The organism is Raoultibacter timonensis (genome assembly GCF_900240215.1).
Taxonomy (GTDB): domain Bacteria; phylum Actinomycetota; class Coriobacteriia; order Coriobacteriales; family Eggerthellaceae; genus Raoultibacter; species Raoultibacter timonensis.
The window spans coordinates 309563-326044 of sequence record NZ_LT964679.1; the positions used below are offsets into that span (position 1 = coordinate 309563).

Annotated in this window: 14 protein-coding genes; 8 read left to right on the forward strand and 6 right to left on the reverse strand. The window is 58.9% G+C overall.

Annotated features, from left to right (window positions below; translation table 11 throughout):
- Nucleotides 1-21 precede the first annotated feature (21 nt).
- The 3 genes from C1722_RS01270 (at nucleotide 22) to C1722_RS01280 (ending at nucleotide 4300) form a co-directional block, all read left to right on the forward strand.
- Nucleotides 22-2316, forward strand: a complete 2295-nt coding sequence (locus C1722_RS01270) for a molybdopterin-dependent oxidoreductase (RefSeq protein ID WP_102377656.1) — start codon at nucleotides 22-24, stop codon at nucleotides 2314-2316.
- 8 nt (nucleotides 2317-2324) lie between these two features.
- Entirely contained in the window at nucleotides 2325-2663 is a 339-nt protein-coding gene (locus C1722_RS01275) for a 4Fe-4S dicluster domain-containing protein (RefSeq protein WP_102377657.1), read from the forward strand.
- A 401-nt stretch (nucleotides 2664-3064) separates the two neighbouring features.
- Entirely contained in the window at nucleotides 3065-4300 is a 1236-nt protein-coding gene (locus C1722_RS01280; protein WP_102377658.1) for an MFS transporter, read from the forward strand.
- 814 nt (nucleotides 4301-5114) lie between these two features.
- Here the strand turns inward: C1722_RS01280 and C1722_RS01285 are convergent.
- The 3 genes from C1722_RS01285 to C1722_RS17100 are packed head-to-tail and all read right to left on the reverse strand — an operon-like array spanning nucleotide 5115 to nucleotide 7841.
- A complete protein-coding gene (locus C1722_RS01285) occupies nucleotides 5115-5450 on the reverse strand; it encodes a 4Fe-4S dicluster domain-containing protein (RefSeq protein ID WP_102377659.1) in 336 nt (111 codons plus the stop codon).
- A gap of 10 nt (nucleotides 5451-5460) precedes the next feature.
- The gene (locus tag C1722_RS01290; RefSeq protein ID WP_219724264.1) at nucleotides 5461-7263 is read right to left on the reverse strand and encodes a molybdopterin-containing oxidoreductase family protein; all 1803 of its coding nucleotides are present in this window, start codon (nucleotides 7261-7263) and stop codon (nucleotides 5461-5463) included.
- On the reverse strand, nucleotides 7239-7841 hold the full coding sequence (locus tag C1722_RS17100; protein ID WP_219724265.1) for a molybdopterin-dependent oxidoreductase: 603 nt from the start codon (nucleotides 7839-7841) through the stop codon (nucleotides 7239-7241). Before C1722_RS17100 ends, C1722_RS01290 begins: the two co-directional genes overlap by 25 nt.
- 402 nt (nucleotides 7842-8243) lie before the next feature.
- Between C1722_RS17100 and C1722_RS01295 the strand changes: the two genes are divergently transcribed.
- The 3 genes from C1722_RS01295 to C1722_RS01305 all read left to right on the forward strand — a co-directional run bounded on the left by C1722_RS01295 (nucleotide 8244) and on the right by C1722_RS01305 (nucleotide 11522).
- On the forward strand, nucleotides 8244-10652 hold the full coding sequence (locus tag C1722_RS01295) for a molybdopterin-dependent oxidoreductase (protein ID WP_102377660.1): 2409 nt from the start codon (nucleotides 8244-8246) through the stop codon (nucleotides 10650-10652).
- Nucleotides 10653-11012 carry a 4Fe-4S dicluster domain-containing protein gene (locus tag C1722_RS01300; protein ID WP_102377661.1) on the forward strand — a complete coding sequence of 120 codons (360 nt, stop codon included), beginning with the start codon at nucleotides 10653-10655 and terminating at the stop codon, nucleotides 11010-11012.
- A gap of 84 nt (nucleotides 11013-11096) precedes the next feature.
- A complete protein-coding gene (locus tag C1722_RS01305) occupies nucleotides 11097-11522 on the forward strand; it encodes an FKBP-type peptidyl-prolyl cis-trans isomerase (RefSeq protein WP_102377662.1) in 426 nt (141 codons plus the stop codon).
- A 36-nt stretch (nucleotides 11523-11558) separates the two neighbouring features.
- Here the strand turns inward: C1722_RS01305 and C1722_RS01310 are convergent, their stop codons facing one another.
- Both C1722_RS01310 and C1722_RS01315 read right to left on the reverse strand, forming a co-directional pair.
- Nucleotides 11559-11753, reverse strand: coding sequence for a hypothetical protein (locus tag C1722_RS01310; protein ID WP_146040576.1), 195 nt, complete (start codon nucleotides 11751-11753; stop codon nucleotides 11559-11561).
- A 67-nt stretch (nucleotides 11754-11820) separates the two neighbouring features.
- Nucleotides 11821-12441 (reverse strand): LysR family transcriptional regulator, encoded by a 621-nt coding sequence (locus C1722_RS01315; protein ID WP_102377664.1) that lies wholly within the window; start codon nucleotides 12439-12441, stop codon nucleotides 11821-11823.
- Nucleotides 12442-12723: 282 nt separating this feature from the next.
- Here C1722_RS01315 and C1722_RS01320 point away from each other — a divergent pair, with 282 nt between their 5' ends.
- Nucleotides 12724-14262, forward strand: a complete 1539-nt coding sequence (locus tag C1722_RS01320; protein WP_102377665.1) for a fucose isomerase — start codon at nucleotides 12724-12726, stop codon at nucleotides 14260-14262.
- Nucleotides 14263-14312: 50 nt separating this feature from the next.
- Nucleotides 14313-14717 carry a hypothetical protein gene (locus C1722_RS01325; RefSeq protein WP_102377666.1) on the forward strand — a complete coding sequence of 135 codons (405 nt, stop codon included), beginning with the start codon at nucleotides 14313-14315 and terminating at the stop codon, nucleotides 14715-14717.
- Between the two features lie 7 nt (nucleotides 14718-14724).
- On the opposite strand, the gene C1722_RS01330 is transcribed toward C1722_RS01325, so the two are convergent.
- The gene (locus tag C1722_RS01330; protein WP_102377667.1) at nucleotides 14725-16314 is read right to left on the reverse strand and encodes a PucR family transcriptional regulator; all 1590 of its coding nucleotides are present in this window, start codon (nucleotides 16312-16314) and stop codon (nucleotides 14725-14727) included.
- Nucleotides 16315-16482: the final 168 nt, after the last annotated feature.

Below are 16482 nucleotides of genomic sequence, written 5' to 3' on the forward strand. Positions count from 1 at the left end.
AAGGAAGCGAGAGGAGTTGCAATGCCAACATTGCATTTCAACGAGCATGCATCGCCTGCGATGGCCGAGCTCGACGACGGCACGAAGGTGTACCGTACCTGCTCAGCCGGAATCGGGTGCCATAACCTAGGATGCGGTCTCAAGGTGTTCGTGAAGGACGGAAAGCTCGTCAAGGTGGAGGGCGACGAGGAGAACCCCATCAGCAAAGGTCGCCTGTGCGTCCGGTGCCTGACGGCCAAGGAGTATTACTACCATGAGGATAGAATCCTCCATCCGATGAAGCGTGCTCGCGAAGACCGAGGCAAGGATGCTTGGGAGCGCATCAGCTGGGACGAAGCGCTCGACACCATCATCGACCGCTATCGGGAGACCGTCGATGCGTACGGCATCGGCGCGGTGAGCGTATGGTGCGGTACGGGGCGCGAGGCAAGCCAAATCCACTTCCAGATGGCAAACGACGTATTCGGTACGGTGAATGCCGTCCATCCCAACAGCGGCTGGTCCTGCATCGTGCCGCGCATGGCGGCGATGCTCTGGACTATGGGAAGCTCGTATATCGAGGCAGACAATTCCATCGGATTCCCCGATCGCTACGACGATCCTCGGTGGGTGTGTCCGAATTACATGCTCGTATGGGGGCGTGACCCCTTGCGGTCGAATCCCGATGGGCTGTTCGGCCATTCCATCGTCGAGATGATGAAGCTCGGCATGAAGCTCATCGTTGCCGACCCCCGCGTGAACTGGCTCGCAACGCGTGCCGAAGTGCACCTTCAGCTGCGTCCTGGAACCGACGGTGCTCTGGCTTTGGGCCTGCTCAACGTAGTTATCGAGGAGGATCTCTACGATCACGGGTTCGTCGATGCATGGTGCTACGGTTTCGAGCAGCTTGCCGAGCGCGTAAAGGAGTATCCTGTCGACAAGGTCGCTGCGATCACCGAGGTCGACGCCGAAGACATACGGGCTGCTGCCCGCTGTATCGCCCAGAGCCCCTCGACGCTTTCGATGGGTTTGGCGGTCGATCAGAATCCCAACACGTTGCAGATAGGACATGCCCTGCTTTCCCTGTTCGCGATTACGGGCAGTATGGATGTGCCCGGCGGCTGCTTCATGGGCATCCCCCCGATTTTTGCGGGCATGGCGGAAAACGCGCCGACCGAAGAAGGCGAAGGCGAACCTGAGGGTCTTGCCCTCTACGGTAACATCGGCGTCGAGCCGCTCGGGCACGATCGGTACCCGGCGATGAGCGCCATCGTGAACACAACGCATCCCGATGCGACGCTCGACGTACTCGAGACGAACGTCCCGTACAAAATCCGCTTCGCCTACGTGTTCGGGCACAATGCCATTTCCTGCATGGTTCCCCAGCCCAAGCGATGGCTCGAGGCCATGCGCAAGATCGACTTCGTGGCCGTAGCCGATCTATTCATGACGCCCACCATCATGGGCGTCGCCGATATCGTATTGCCCGCAGCAACCTTCTTCGAGAAAGAGGGGTACGTTTCGAACAACAACGCCTCGCAACCCGGTCAGATGGGTGCCATCATCCCCGTTCTCGAGCCTCGGGGGGAGTGCCGCGCCGATCTCGAGATTATGCTCGAGCTGCACCGTCGGCTCTATCCGAACAGCGCAAAGCCCGGATGGGCGTCGCCCGCCGATTTTATCGACAGCCAGTTGGGAAAGATGCGCGATGTCGATGCGTCGTACGAGGACCTCTGCGAACACGTTATCGGCCAGTACGAGATCGAATACAAGAAGTACGAGAAGGGCCTGCTTCGGGCCGACGGAACGCCGGGGTTCAACACGCCGACGGGCCGCATCGAGCTGTATTCGACGGTGCTGCAAAACCTCGGAGACGATCCGCTGCCGTACTACATCGAACCGAAGTTCAGCGCCGTCTCGCGCCCCGATCTAGCTGCGGAGTATCCCCTTACCGTCACGACGGGCGGACGTCGCTTCACGTCGTTTCATTCCGAGAACCGCCAGATCGAAACGCTGCGCGAGATACATCCGTGGCCTACGGTGCAGATCCATCCCGATACCGCCGCCGACTACGGCATATCGGAGGGTTCGTGGGTGTATGTCGAAAACCACCTCGGAAAGGTTAAGATGCGCGCACATCTCACTCCCATCGTGAAGGGGGGCGTGGTGAACTGCGACCACGGATGGTGGCTTCCCGAGGCCGACCCCGAGAACCTCTACGACGTGTTCCAGGTGAACGTGAACCAGCTCATTCCGCATGAGGAGAACGGGCCGCTTGGCTTCGGAACCCACTACAAGAGCATGCCCTGCAAGATCTATCGGGCAGACGAGAGTTAGGAGCGACGATGACCCAATACGGTCTTCTGATAGACAACGAATACTGCACGGGCTGCCATTCCTGCGAGGTTGCGTGCAAGAACGAACGCAGCCTTCCCCATGGCCAATGGGGCATCAAGGTGCTCGAGCTCGGTCCTTGGAAACTGCAAGACAACAAGCATTGGGAGTACCGCTACATTCCCGTGCCCACATCCTCGTGCGACCTGTGCGAGGACCGGGTGGCAGCGGGGGAGAAGCCGAGCTGCGTGCATCATTGCCTGGCGAGCGCGATGGAATACGGAACGCTTGAAAGCCTGGCGGCGAAGATGGCCGAAAAGGGAAAGATGGCATCCATTTTCATACCCTGACGGAAGGTCTGGCAGAAGGAAGGCTGTGTTCAACACCGCTTGAGAACCCGTCGCGCAGAGGCTGGCAGCGAGCGTTCGCGCGACGGGCGAACGCGGTACGCAAAAGTGATTTTATCAGCGTGCGATCAGGTGTTTTTTACGATCCCGTTCGCTGTTCAAAACTTACTTTTTGTCACCCATACTCATAGGTAGCAGGTTTGATCGCGAGGACGTCGGCCCTGGGCTACCTGACTCCGGCGAGTCGTTTTTGCAAAGGCTTCTGAGCTTGGAAAGTCGTTTTTGCAAAGATCTCTAGTGATTGTCGGGAACCAGGGGAGATGCTGGCGTGATAGGGGGTGAGGGAAGGTTTCTCCGAGCGATCCAACAAAGGCTTAGTATCTTATTACAAAGGAGGAAGATCCATGTCTGAGAAAACAAAGATATCTGCCGGCCAGATCGGCGTCTTTGCTGCATTGATGTGCATGTACTTTATCGCGCCGACGCATAGTGCCGTGAACGTTGCTTCGACGGGGCTCATGAGCACGTACGGCGTCGATGCGAATGCCATTTCGTATATGGTTTCCATCACGAATCTTCTCGAGATTCCCGCTGCGTTCGTCATCGGCCTTGTTGCCGGCCGCAAGCTGAGCTATCGCGTATGCGCCCTGCTCGCTACGGCGCTCGTGTTCATCGGCGGCCTGCCTACGTTCCTCGGCGCGGCGCTTCCCTGGGAGGGCATTCTCGTCACGCGTGCGATCCTCGGCCTCGGCCTCGGTTGCTTTATGCCCGTTGTGCTCGGCGTTATCACGCTCATGTTTCAGAAGGAGTCCGTGCGCGCAACCATGATGAGCGTCGCATCGGTCATCTTCAACATCGGCATGATCGTGACCACCAATGTGGCCGGCATCCTCGGCGCCATCTCGTGGAACCTCGCTTGGGGCATCTACCTGTTCTCGCTCGTCCCGTTCGTGCTGTGCATTTTCCTGCTGACCCCCAAAAACGTTCCCGCTGTTCCCGAAACCGACGACAAGGGTGAGAAGGTTAAGATAAAGCTCCCCGTTTCCGGCTGGCTTCTGCTCGTTCTGTTCCTCGGCGGCATCATCATGAGCCAATCGCTGTTCAACCTCGGCGGAGCAACCATCGGCGCGGTCGTGGACAATCCGGCGGTTATCGGTACCATCTTCTCCCTGTTCTCCGTCGGCGCCATTGCGGCGGCTCTCCTGTTCGGCCCTGCGTACAAGTTCCTCAATGCCAGCGTTATCCCCGTATTCTGGATCGTCGGCATTGCGGGTTACGTTCTGTGGTACGTTGCTCACGTTACAGGCAACGTCGCGTTGTTCTACGTGGCCATCATCCTTGCCGGATTCGGCACCAACACGATGACCGTCGGCGTGCCGATGCTGCTTTCGACGTTTGTGGCTCCCGCCATCGTCGGTGCGGTGATGGGCTTCAGCTACGTGTTTCAGAATGGCGGTGGATTCCTCGCTTCGCCGATCGACCAGCTGGTTTCCACGGTTGCTGGCGCAGACGCCATCATGAGTTCGGTGTGGATCTTCAATATAGTCATCGGCGTCATCGTACTCATCGGCTTGTTCTACGTGGCCAAGAAAGCCAAGAAGATGAGCGCCGACAAGGCAGCCGAGCCTTCGGAGGCGTAGAGCGCGCATCTGAAGCATGCAGGCGCAGGCGCATGCGCAAACGGGTGGTCGCTTCGGCGGGCACCCGTTTTTTGCGCTTCGGAAGGCGACGGGTTTCCCGCCGTTTGTCGGCGACGCGGCGAACATCTTGAGAAGGAGATCGCGCAAGACGGCCTTAACGGGGCGATGAGGCGTCTTCGATAGGACGCAGACGGCATGGGCCCTTGTAGCTGCGTTGCCGCTGCGGGCATTGCGCGGCGACGGGATTCGGCCTCTGCCGAGACGATCCGCCGGAAGAGCGGGGCGGGGCGCTTTTCCGGCCGAGATACTCCGGCTTTACGTTGTCCAGCGAGTGCCGAAATACGGGTTTTTCATCGTTGTGTTGCGCGCGCGAGCGCGGAATCGCCTCTCGCCTTTTCGCCATCAGGGAAAACGCATCGCGTGATCTTTCTCAACGAGAAGCGAGCGGCAGATTCGGGCTTCTAGCGCAACACAACGGTGAAAAACCTGACATGCGAAGCCGTTAGGGCTTCCGAGTGCGGTGCTTCGGGAAACAGCGTGCATGCAAGGGCGTTTTCCGCTTTGAATCCGCGATGGGCGCGCCTTGGCGCAAGGGCCCTGATCGCAGCGGCGTTTCCGAGTCCAAGGCGAACGTGCTCCGATACCGGTTTCGGCAGCAGAGGCCCTCTTCGGTGTCGGCGGCGGCTCGGGTGCGTCGGAAGGTTCGAAAACGAGGAAGCCCTCGGCTTTAAGTGAGCCGGGGGCTTCCTGTCAGCATATCTACGCGGCTTTGCAGTCGGCCTTCGATATTCTCTCGTCGTCGATGCGCGGTGCCCTACGGCAAGAAGATCACCGCCTTGGAACCCTTCTCATCGAGCTTCTTCGAGAGCTCCTCAACCGGTCCCCACTCGATGACGTTTGCGAGGCAGTGCAGCGCGCAGGTGGGGATTCCCCCCGTGTTCACGCGGTCTTCGCACATATCGCAGTAGCTCGTCGGGAACGGAAGGTAGTTCCATTCGAGCTTGCCTTCTTCCATTTCGAAGGGGCCGAACTCGACTACCTTGATGCCCCATTTGTCCAGGGGAAAATCGTGCTCGTTCTTGCATGCGAGCTCGCAGCTTTGGCAGCCGGTGCAGTACTGATAATCGATCAGCAGTCCGTTTTTACTCATGATCGCCTCCTTAGCCGAGCACGCGCTCTTCGTTCGGGGTCCTGTACACCTTTACCGGAACCTGCTTGTAGGGGGCTCCGAAGCCCATCTTGCCGAGTACGCGGTGAGGAATGAGGCTGTTGACGTTGGATTTCCAAACCCCGTACAGGTTCGGCTCCTCGCCGTCTTCCTCCGGATACCACCAGCCGTGCGCCGCGGCCACGACATCCTTGCGAACGACGGGGGTCACCTTGGCGATCTCGTGCGCGCTGCCCCACGGGTTCTCGATCGTCACCTCGTCGCCGGTCTTGATGCCGAGCTTCTCGGCGGCTTCGGGGTGGATTTCGAGGTACGGTTCGGGCGTGAGCTGCCGCAGGCTGGGGATCTGGCGATGCTCGGAGTGGAACGAAGCGAAGTAGCGGGCGCCCGTCGTGCACATGAACGGGTACTCCTTCGCGAGGTCGGGGCGCGCTTCGGCGCCGAGCTTCGGCGGGAAGTAGTACGGCAGCGGGTCGTCGCCGAGCGACTGGTAGCCGGTCGACCACAGCTCGACGCGGCCGGGGGTCGTTTGGAAGCCCGGTTGCCCGTCGGCGCGGATGAGCCCGCGCTCGTGCTTGCGGTACCCGCCGATGTCGTTGGTCGCAACGACCTTTTCGGAAAGTTCTTCCCACGTGGTGTCCATCTTGCCCACGTCGTCGGTCAGGTATTCCTCGACCGTTTTGAACGGATACTCCTCGCCGTAGGCCTTCTCGTAGAACGCGTTTCCGAAGTGGATGAGCATTTCGAGGTCGGATTTGCACTCGCCGACCTGCAGCCCCTTGTTGATGGCGCCTGCAATGCCCATCTGGCAGCCTTGGTTCGTCATGACGATGCCGTCGTGCTCGGCCCAGGTAGCCAGAGGCAGTACCACGTCGGCGAGCGCCATGACGGTCGGGGTCATGAACATCTCTTTGGCTACGGTGAACTCCATCTTCATGAGCGCATCGTGCCAGCGTTTAGGTTGTGCAGAGCAGGTGGGGGAGAGCAGGTTCGTGGAATCGAGCCATGCCATCTTGAGCTCGTAGGGGCGTCCCGTTTCGAGGGCTTCGAGCGTGATGTCGGGATGCGTTGTGTTCAGGAGCACTTTCACGATGGGGTAGGTATCCCATCCGATGCACTTGTTTTTGAGCTCGTCGCTCATGAAATCGGTAGCGCCAGTCATTTCGAATTGCATCTGCACGCCGACAACCGTTCCTCCGGGCACATCGAGGTTGCCGGTGATGGCGGCCATGGCGATGAGGCACTGCGTAACCTGGCAGCCGTTGGGGTTCTGATCGACGGCAACGCCCATGAGCAGGCTCCAGTGGTGCTCGCCGTCAAAGCCGAGCTTGCGGGCGCATACGCGGATCTCGTCGGCCGTGATGCCGCACGTCTCGGCAGCGAATTCGGGCGTATACTCCTGTACGCGCTCGGCGAGCTCATCGAAGCCGTAGCACCACTTGTCGACGAACTCGTGATCTATCAGATCCTCGTTGATGAGGACGTTCAATATGGCGAGACAGAGGGCGCCGTCGGTGCCGGGGATGATCTGCAGCACCTGGTCGGCGCGGGTTGCAAGCCAGTTTACGCGAGGATCGACCATGATGAGCTTGCTGCCGCGCTTCATGATCTCGATAAGCGCGTGTCCCCATAGGCCGTCGGGATTGGACTTCAGGGGCTCTTTTCCCAGGCAGAATACGTAGTCGGGGCGCGTCCATTCCGGATCGTCCCATACGTCGAGGGACCCGCCGTTGAAGTCGAGCTCGATGTAGGCGCTGCCGAGCATCATGGTCATGGCGGTTTGGCGCGGGCCCATGCACGACCAGCCCGATTTCGCCTAGCAGTTGTTCGGGGGCCTCCGCACTTTTGATGAAAGCGTGGAGCCATAGCGAAAGGCCTCGCGGCCCGTTCCCATGTNCCCGATTGCGCATAGCAGTTGTTCGGGGTCCTCAGCACTTTGGATGAAAGCGTGAAGCCATAGCGAACGGCCTCGCGGCCCGTTCCCATGTACACGCAGATCGATTCCGATCCGTACTTCGCGCGAATCTCCTCGGTTTTCGAGACGATGAGCTCGGTCGCTTCGTCCCAGCTGATTCGCTCCCACTTGTCGAGGCCGCGGTCCTCGCGGGCGCGCTTCATGGGGTAGAGAATGCGATCGGGGTGATAGACGGCCTCTTTGAGCGCAAGGCACCGGGGGCACAGACGCCCTTGCGTAAGCTGATGGTCGGGATCGCCCTCCACCTTGATAAGCTCGCCGTCTTTGACGAACAACCGAATGCCGCATCCGACTGCGTGGCAGCCCGGCGGCGACCAGGCGCAGGTGCGGATGATCTTCGTGCCGTCGTCGAGCACTTGCTCTTTCGGCGCGGGATTGTCTTTGAAATGAAAAGCCATTCTGCACTCCTGTCTTTATGCATGCGCGCCCCCCGCCGGGGCTCTGCGCATTGGTTTGAAAGAGAGGTCTTCTGATTGCTTGGCAGGGAAATCCTAAAGGCAAACAAGTAAGTTTCCCAGAGCCCAAATCGGGTGCGGACGGCCTCGGCACCCTTGCCTGGCGTATGGTTCGGCACCTTAAAAACTTACTTTTTATCATCTATCTTATGGGCAGCGCACACGCCGTAGACCAAGCGTCGGGTCGAGGCGGCCACCGCGCCGCGCGGTGCCGCACGGGTGCGTACGGGGCATTGCGCGGCAGATGTTTCAGGCGGTGCGATAGAAGCGATCTGGTTGCTTGGCAGCCGCAGGACGTGCGGTGCAACGATTGCAGATACTTGAGGGCGACGAGAGGAGAAAGGTATGGTTAAACGCATCGAAATGGAGGTGGAGCAGGGCGGCACGAACGAGGTGCGCCCTGACTTCTTCCGCGAGCCGCCGGTCAAATACACCGGCGGCGACCTGCCGTGGCAATGGGAGGAAGACGGCATGATCGCCACGCGCACCGGCGCGTGGGCGGCTCCCGGCTGCCACGACGGCTGCGGAGTTATCGTCTATACCGATAAGGAGACGGGCAAGTTCGTCAAAGTGGAGGGCGACGAGGAGAGCCCCTACTACCAGGGCCGTCTGTGCGCGCGCTGCATCGCGCTCAAAGAGGCGGTGTACCATCCCGACCGCGTGCTCTACCCGATGAAGCGCGATCCGAAAGACCGTGGAAGAGCCGATAAGTGGGAGCGCGTCACGTGGGACGAGGCGTACGCGTTGATCAAGAGCAAGTTCGACGCGATCAAAGCGGAGTCAGGGGCGAAATCCGTGGTGTTCCACCTGGGGACGGGGCGAGGGACGGCTCCCTATATGACGCGCTTGCAGTACGCGTTCGGATCGGTCCAGTACGCCTACATGCTCTCGGGCAACAGCTGCTACGTACCGCGCGTGGCGGCGTGCAACGTGCTTATGGGCACATACTGCGTCCCGGACTGCTCGCAGAACCACTTCGATCGCTACGAACACGAGGGATGGGTGCCGCCGAAGAACATCTTCGTATGGGGGAACAATCCGCTCGTGTCGAACGCCGACGGCAACCTCGGTCACTGGGTGGTCGATTGCATGAAGCGCGGCAGCAAGCTCGTGGTCGTCGACCCGAAGCTGACCTGGCTCGCCGCAAAAGCCGATCTGTGGCTGCAGATTCGCTGCGGCACCGACTCGGCGCTTGCGCTCGCCATGGGCAAGTACATCGTGGAAAACGATCTGTACGATTATGAGTTCGTGGAATCCTGGTGCTACGGGTTCGAGGAGTACTACGAGGCTACGCGCGAGTGGACGCTCGAGCGCGCCGCCGAAGTGACGTGGATCCCCGAGGAGAAGATTGCCCGCGCAGCACGGATGATGGCCGAAAAACCCACTTCGGTCCAATGGGGCCTCGCGCTCGATATGACCATGGAGTGCTTGGCGGGATCTGCAGCCGTCGTCGATCTGTGGTCCATTACGGGGCAGATCGATATCCCCGGCGGCATGGTGACGGTGCACCAGCCCTTTAACATCCAAACGTGGAATCCGCCCGATCCGGCCGAATGCCTGACCATCGAAGAGCAGAAGACGCGCATCGGCGGCGAAGATTTCCCCGCGCTCAAGTATTCGGGCGTGGTGCTGACGCAGGCGGATATGACCGTCGATCAGATGCTGACGAACCGTCCGTACAAGATCCGCGCGAACTGGATCCAGTCGACCAATCCGCTTTCGTGCACGGCGCAGGAGCCCAACACGCGCATGGAGCAGGCATACAAGAACGCCGAGTTCAACGTTATGGTCGATCCGTTCATGACGCCGACGGCGCAGGCGTGTTGCGACGTGTTTCTGCCGGTATGCATGTATCCAGAGCGCAACGGCATCCGTTCGATATACTACCATGTGCAAACGACGAACAAGGCTTGCCAAGCGCTCGGCGAGAGCAAATCCGACATGGAGATATGCTGGGAGCTCGGTCGCCAGTGGAACGATACGCTGTGGCCCGGCGAGACGCTCGAGGAGTTCTTCACCTTTACGATGAAGGAAACGGGCATGTCGTTCGAGGAGGCTCGCGAGGAGAACTGGATCTACCCCGAGTACCATTACGAGAAATTCCGTACGGGCGAGCAGCGCCCCGACGGCAATCTCGGCTTCAACACGCCGACGGGTCGCATCGAGCTGTATTCGACGCTGTTCGGGCAGTGGGGGCAGAAGCCGGTGCCGCACTACGCCGAACCCCCGTACAGCCCCAATCAAGTTCCGGAGCGCTTCGATCGAGACGAGTACCTCGAGAAGTATCCGCTTATCATGACGACGGGTGCGCGTCAGTGGGCGTCGTTCCATTCGGAGCATCGCCAGATCCCCCACCTGCGGGCGCTTCATCCGAATCCCGAGTTCGAAATCGCTCCCGAAACCGCCGAGCGCTACGGCGTCAAGCAGGGCGACTGGTGCTGGATCGAAAACCATCTCGGCCGCGTGCAGCTCAAAGCCAACGTGCAGCCTGTTTTGGATCCATCGACCATTTCGCTCGACCATGCCTGGTGGTTCCCCGAGCGCAATCCCGAAGACGAGGGTGCGGGGTGTTACGACACGTACGTGTCGAACGCCAACGTCATCATCGAAGCGGGCTGCGGCGAGAGCGGTTTCGGAAACAACTGCAAGTCGCACATGTGCCGCGTTTACCCGTGCGAACCCGAAGAGATCATCGGCGACACCGACATGGACAAGATCGTCGAGCGCTTTGCGATGAACGAGGAGTTGGTGTAAATGGCGAACGAACAAGCCTACGGCCTGCTGATCAATTACGAGTTTTGCACAGGCTGCCATTCGTGCGAAGTCTCTTGCCAGATGGAGCACGATCTGCCGGTCGACCGTTGGGGCATCAAGATCCAGAAGATCGGCCCCTGGCATATCGGCGGTGACGATTACCAGTACGATTTCGTGCCGGTGCCGACCGACCAATGCAACCTTTGCGCCGAGCGCACGGCAAAAGGCAAAAAGCCGTTGTGCGTGAAGCATTGCCAGAGCCTGGTCATGCAGTACGGGCCGGTCGACGAACTGGTTGCCAATTTCGACGGCAAGAGCAAGTACGCGATTTTCGTACCGAAAGCGGGTACGGCGCAATAAGGTCGATGCGCATCGCGCGCTTTCGCGCCGGGGGCTTGCGGGCCCCCGGCGGACCTTGCGCAGAAAACCGAAAGGAGCGAGACGATGACGAGCTATGGGAAGACGGCAGTTGTCGAGTACGTTGGAAGGCTCGACGACGGTACGGTGTTCGACAGTACCGAGGGGATCGAGCCGCTCGAGTTCGTGGTGGGATCGGGTACGGTCATACACGGGTTCGACGAAGCGGTTCTGCATATGAACGTCGGCGACCGTACGACAGTGGTCGTACCCGCCCGCGAGGCGTACGGCGAATACGACGAAGGCAGGATCGAACACGGTCCCATGTATGCGATCCCGAACGCGAAGGATATCGAGGTCGGCAAACTGTTTTACTTCGTCGATGAGGGCGATATGCGTTTTCCTGCCAGGGTACTCGAGGTGAACGAAGGCATCGCGACCATCGATTTCAACCATCCCCTTGCCGGGAAGGATCTGACGTTCGACATAGCGCTCGTCGGCGAGAAGGGCTGATGCCCGGGCTATGGTTCTCAGCCGCTCTGGTCGGGCTTAGACGAAGGCGCGCGTGCGATTGAACCGCGCGCGGAGCAGATCGGTTATCTTGTAGTGGTTCGACGAGATTCCCTTTTCGTTCGACCAGGCAACCGATACGAGCGGCCGGATGATCTCCTCTTCGGGATGGAATCTGAGGATTGCGGCTCTCTCTCGATCGACGTGCTTGGCGTTGCACCTGTCGATGGGCATGGCGGCTTCGCAAAGGATCGCTTGGCCGATGAGGCTGCTTTCACCATGCGGCGACACGGAGGAAAAGTCATCGGAAGGATCGGGTGCGTTTCACAATCACCTGATACGGGTGAGGTTGTCGGCAGGAGTCGTGCGAGCCTAGGGGAAAGTTCTNCGCGCTTGCGCGGGCGACGGCGAGATCGATACGGAGTTCGTGCAGCGTGATGCTGCAGCAGGTGGCAGGCACCTCGCCTGAGAAGACGCCCAAATCGAGCTCTTTCTCGCAGGTCATCTTACGAATGCGCTCGTTGGTGTCCTCGAAGATGTGGAGGGCGATCTCGGGGTGGTCGTTCTGGAATGCAATGAGCATCTCGGTCGACAGCGGCGCCTCGTCGCCGCCGAGAAACCCCTCGAAGAAACCGATTCTGATCGGCTGGGCGTCATGCCCTTCCCTAATCTTCGCTGCCGTGCGTTTGAGCTGGACGACTTCGTCTACCGCTTCGGCGGCAATGCACCGCATCGTTTCGCCGGCAGGGGTGAGCGCAACGCCTTTTCGGTCTCGGACGAACAGCGAGAACCCGAATTCCTTTTCAAGGGCGACGATCGATTTCGAAAGCGCTTGTTCGGTGATGAAGAGCTCTCGAGCCGCCGCCGAAAGATTTTTGTGTTCGCCCGCTTTGAGAAAATACTCGAGCTGCCTGATTTCCATGAGCGTCCTTTCCCCATGCCCTATCTTTGCCGAAGGGCGGGGCGGCGGCAAGTATGGTTTTCCTCATCTGCGATAAGTTAGTACTCAGAGTATGCAGCGGACTATATACCTTGGGATTGAAAGTTGGATCATACAGCCAATGGGTGTTGGCGTTTGCCGGCAATGCCGCGCTATCATAAGGCCGAGGAAAGGCTGGGGCGCAGACGACTCCGGCACGAAGGACGCGTTCATATTCCTACAATCGGGCATGTTTCAACCTACCGAAAAGGGGGATTGCGCGTCATGATTACGCGAGCTCAAGATATCGTACTCAATGTTCAGCCCATCTTCTTCGAAATCAAGCACCTGTACCGCTACGAGGGACCGTGTCGCAGCGGTGTCGGCGATCAGCTCGAGCCGGAGTTCGATCTTCTGCGAAACGAGGAATGGTGGAATACGTTTACGGAAGACATGGCGACGCGTCTTCCGTCTTGTGTCAACGTTATGGAGCCCCTGCGGTTTACCAGGACGGATAACTGGGATGACGAGGAGTCCATGTGGGAGGAGATCGGCAGGACCACAGCCGAAGCCGATTTCTACATCTTCCATTCGTTTTTAGGCCTCGACGGACTCGTCGTCGAGTTCGCCGAACGTTTCGGCAAGCCGTGCTGCGTCGAACCCGAATACATCAATCCCTGTTCAGCCACGTCGATCGGCGCAGCGCTTGCAGCCCGCGATAAAGACTACGAATTCTACGGGTTCAGGAATTGGGCCGATCTGTCCAAGCAGCTCGAAGTGCTTCGTGCGCGAAAGGTTATCGGGAACACGCGCATCCTCCTTCCTGTACGGTTCAGCTCATCGGTCTCGATGAGCTCGGTCGATGCGTTTCCCGATCAGACGGCGATCACCGAGAAACTCGGCATTCGCTTCAAACCCATCAATCTCCACGAACTGCTCGACCAGATGTCGCCTGCCGTTGCAGGCGGAAATCCAACCACGCCTGGTCGCGATACGTGGGACATCACCGACGAGGACATGGCTGAGGCTGAAAGGCTCACCGACGAGCTTATCGCCGACGCTTGCGAAGTCGATGTCGAGCGACGGTGGGTGCTTAACTCCGTCATCGCCTACCTCACGGTGAAAAAGCAGATGTGCCGGCTCGATTGCAACGGGTTTACGGCTCCCTGCCCCGATTCGTGTTCGACGCGGAGGCTCCATGAGCAGGGATTTACGTTCTGCTTTACCCATTCGCTCCTCATGCGCCAGGGCATTCCCTCTTCGTGCGAGTTCGATACGTGCACCGTCGCCTCGCAGCAGGCTCTTATCGCCATGACGGGAATGAATCCGTATATGGGCAATACGTTTCCCGTTATCAAGGAAGGCGGCGAGTGGGTTACGCCGCTCGGAGTCGAAGAAGAGGATATGCCGAAGCTCGAGGCCAACGAGGGTTCTCTTTACGTCATCCATCATTCGGTTCCCCACAACCGCATGAGGGATCCCGAAAAAGACGGTCCGTATGCGCTGCGCCACTTCTCGGAAGACAAGGGCTTCGGTGCCGTATTTCGGTATAACTTCAATGCCGATGAGGGCCAGCGGATAACGTTGTGCCGCATAGCGCCCGATGGAGAGCGCATGTTCATCGGTCGTGGAACGATCGTTTGCGACGGCGGTTACAATCTGCACAACTGCAACGGGGAGGTCGTCTTCAAGGTAGATGATCAGAGGGATTTCTACGAAAAGCAACTGACGTTCGGAAACCACCTTGCCATGGTGTACGGCGACTATGTCGATGATATGACGGCCCTTGCCCATGTTCTGGGTATGGATGTTGTCGTTGCGTAAAGGACAGGACGGGACGCGCTCGAGCGGGCGCGTCCCGATTGGGGTGAACCATGGGCGAATCGCTGAAAGAAACGATAGCTCGTTCAAACGAGCTGGCGTACACATGCCTCGAGCAGATTGCACAAGCCGGGTGTGACCGAGATGCCGTCCATGCGCTGTTGAAAGCGTATATCGGCTACAAGTTCCTCCTTGCCGACGATGAGATGGGAAGCGAAGACATCGCCGCTCTTTCGAAAGCGAGTGTCGATAAGCTGCTTGCGAACCATCGGAAAGAGGCTTTGCAGGATGTTTCATCGGTGTGTGCCGGTGCGTCTTCGGCATCGACGAAAAAAGTACTGCTTATAATGGCTCTGCAGAAGGGCCTCGGCATCCGATTCGACGCAAGGACATCGGGAGCCGTGAAGACCATCGACGATCTTGCCCGGGAGGTTTGCGCGCGGATTTGCGATCGATGACCTCGGCTCAGCGGTCTTGCAGGTTCTCGAGACCGTACAGGTCGATAAGCTTGAACGATATGTTCAAGAGCAGTCGCACGTCGGGGTCTTCCAAGTCCATGCCGAGAAGTCTCTTTATCTTTTCGAGGCGGTAGACGAAGCTGTTCCTCTGGAGGGAGAGCGCCTTGCTCGCCATGCTCGAATTGCAGTTCGCCTTGAGGTAGGCGTCGAGCGATCGGTACAGTTCTGGCTCGGATCGGGCGAGGGAGACCAGCGCCTTCGGGCAGAATCGTTCGGGGTTCATCTCGTTGAGGATATAGCTCATGCCGATTTCGAGCGTGTTGTCCTCGAAGCGGACGATGCGCTCGCTTTGCTCCGCGTAGCTTTTTTCGAGGGCGGCGATCGCTTGACGGTAGCTTCCGGGCAGGCTTTTTATTCCCGGGTACAACGAGCTTGCGCCGATGGCGAGACCGTACTCGTGCGCGAACTGCTCGGTCTGGTCGAGAAGGTCTTCTTCGGTCATATTCGAGCGAGTGCAGTTCACGACAACGACGATTCGGTTTTCGAGGATGAATGCCAAGCAGTCGAAGCAATCCTGGATACGGTTGCATACCGAAGCGAGGGGCTTCATGAGAATGCCGTCTTCGACGCGCATGGTGGGTATGAAATCGATGCAGAGGCAGAGGAATTCGTCGGTTTCCCTGCTCCAATCGAACGCGATAGCGCATTGGATGAGCATGGAATCGGGAACGTTTTTACCCTGTATGAACGATCGCATCGTCGCGCGCACGTCGACGTAGCGCTCGTTGCTGTCGAGTATCCCGTACGACGAATAGAGCTTTTTGATCGTAGCCGCAAAAACAAGGAGGGGGGCGCAATCGTAAGGGCCGATCTCTTGGTAATTCGAGTGGACCGAGAGGATGAGAGAGTATCCTTGCGAGACCTTGATGGTCGATCTCAGCACGGTGCAGCGAAATGCGTGCATCGTTGCGAACGTTGGCTCTTGGGAAGAGAAATCCATGCCCCCTTGCTCGTCGAGCACCCCATCGAACACCATGTTCTTCGGCAGGTACTTGCCCTCCTCGATCTGGTCGGTCTGTTCGCGCAGCAGCTGTCCGGTACGGTAGACCCGATGGACGAGGACGCGGCTGAACTGATCGGTGATGCAGATGTCGTTCTTGAAGATGCCGAGGCTCGCATTGACGAGGTCGGATAGGCCCCCGCCGCCGTTGACGATCTCTTCGAGTCCCCGCTCCCATGAGGTAAAGCGCTGGAATATCTTCTGGATCGTATTGAACAGGCGGGTACGGCTCTGGCTCGAATCGACCCAGGCGATATCGCAGTTCGGTATCGCGCCCGTATAACTCGGCGGCGTGCCGATGCAGATGCAGGAGAAGGAAAGGTTCGGGTTCCGGCTGAGGTATCGCTGAACGCGGTCTTTCGCTTCCTCAAGATGTTTGTCGATGGTTACATACAGGACGTTGTTGTAGAAATGATACTCGTTTACGCTGAACAAGACGGGATATTCGATGCTCGGTTTGTTGGGGTCGGAACCGATGATCTCGCCGATAACGATATCGTCGAGTTCGTGGGCGATGGTGTGCAGATTGAGTTTCAAAGGCTACCCCCGAATACCGCAGAATGTATAGGATTCCATTTTAGTATATGAGGGAGTGGAAGTTCATGCGATCGTGCGTTTTGCCGGAGGCACGCTTTGGCTGCAATGAGCACGGGCCCACGTAATGGATGCCGTGGGCCCGTATTGTCGTTTGATGCTCGGTATCGA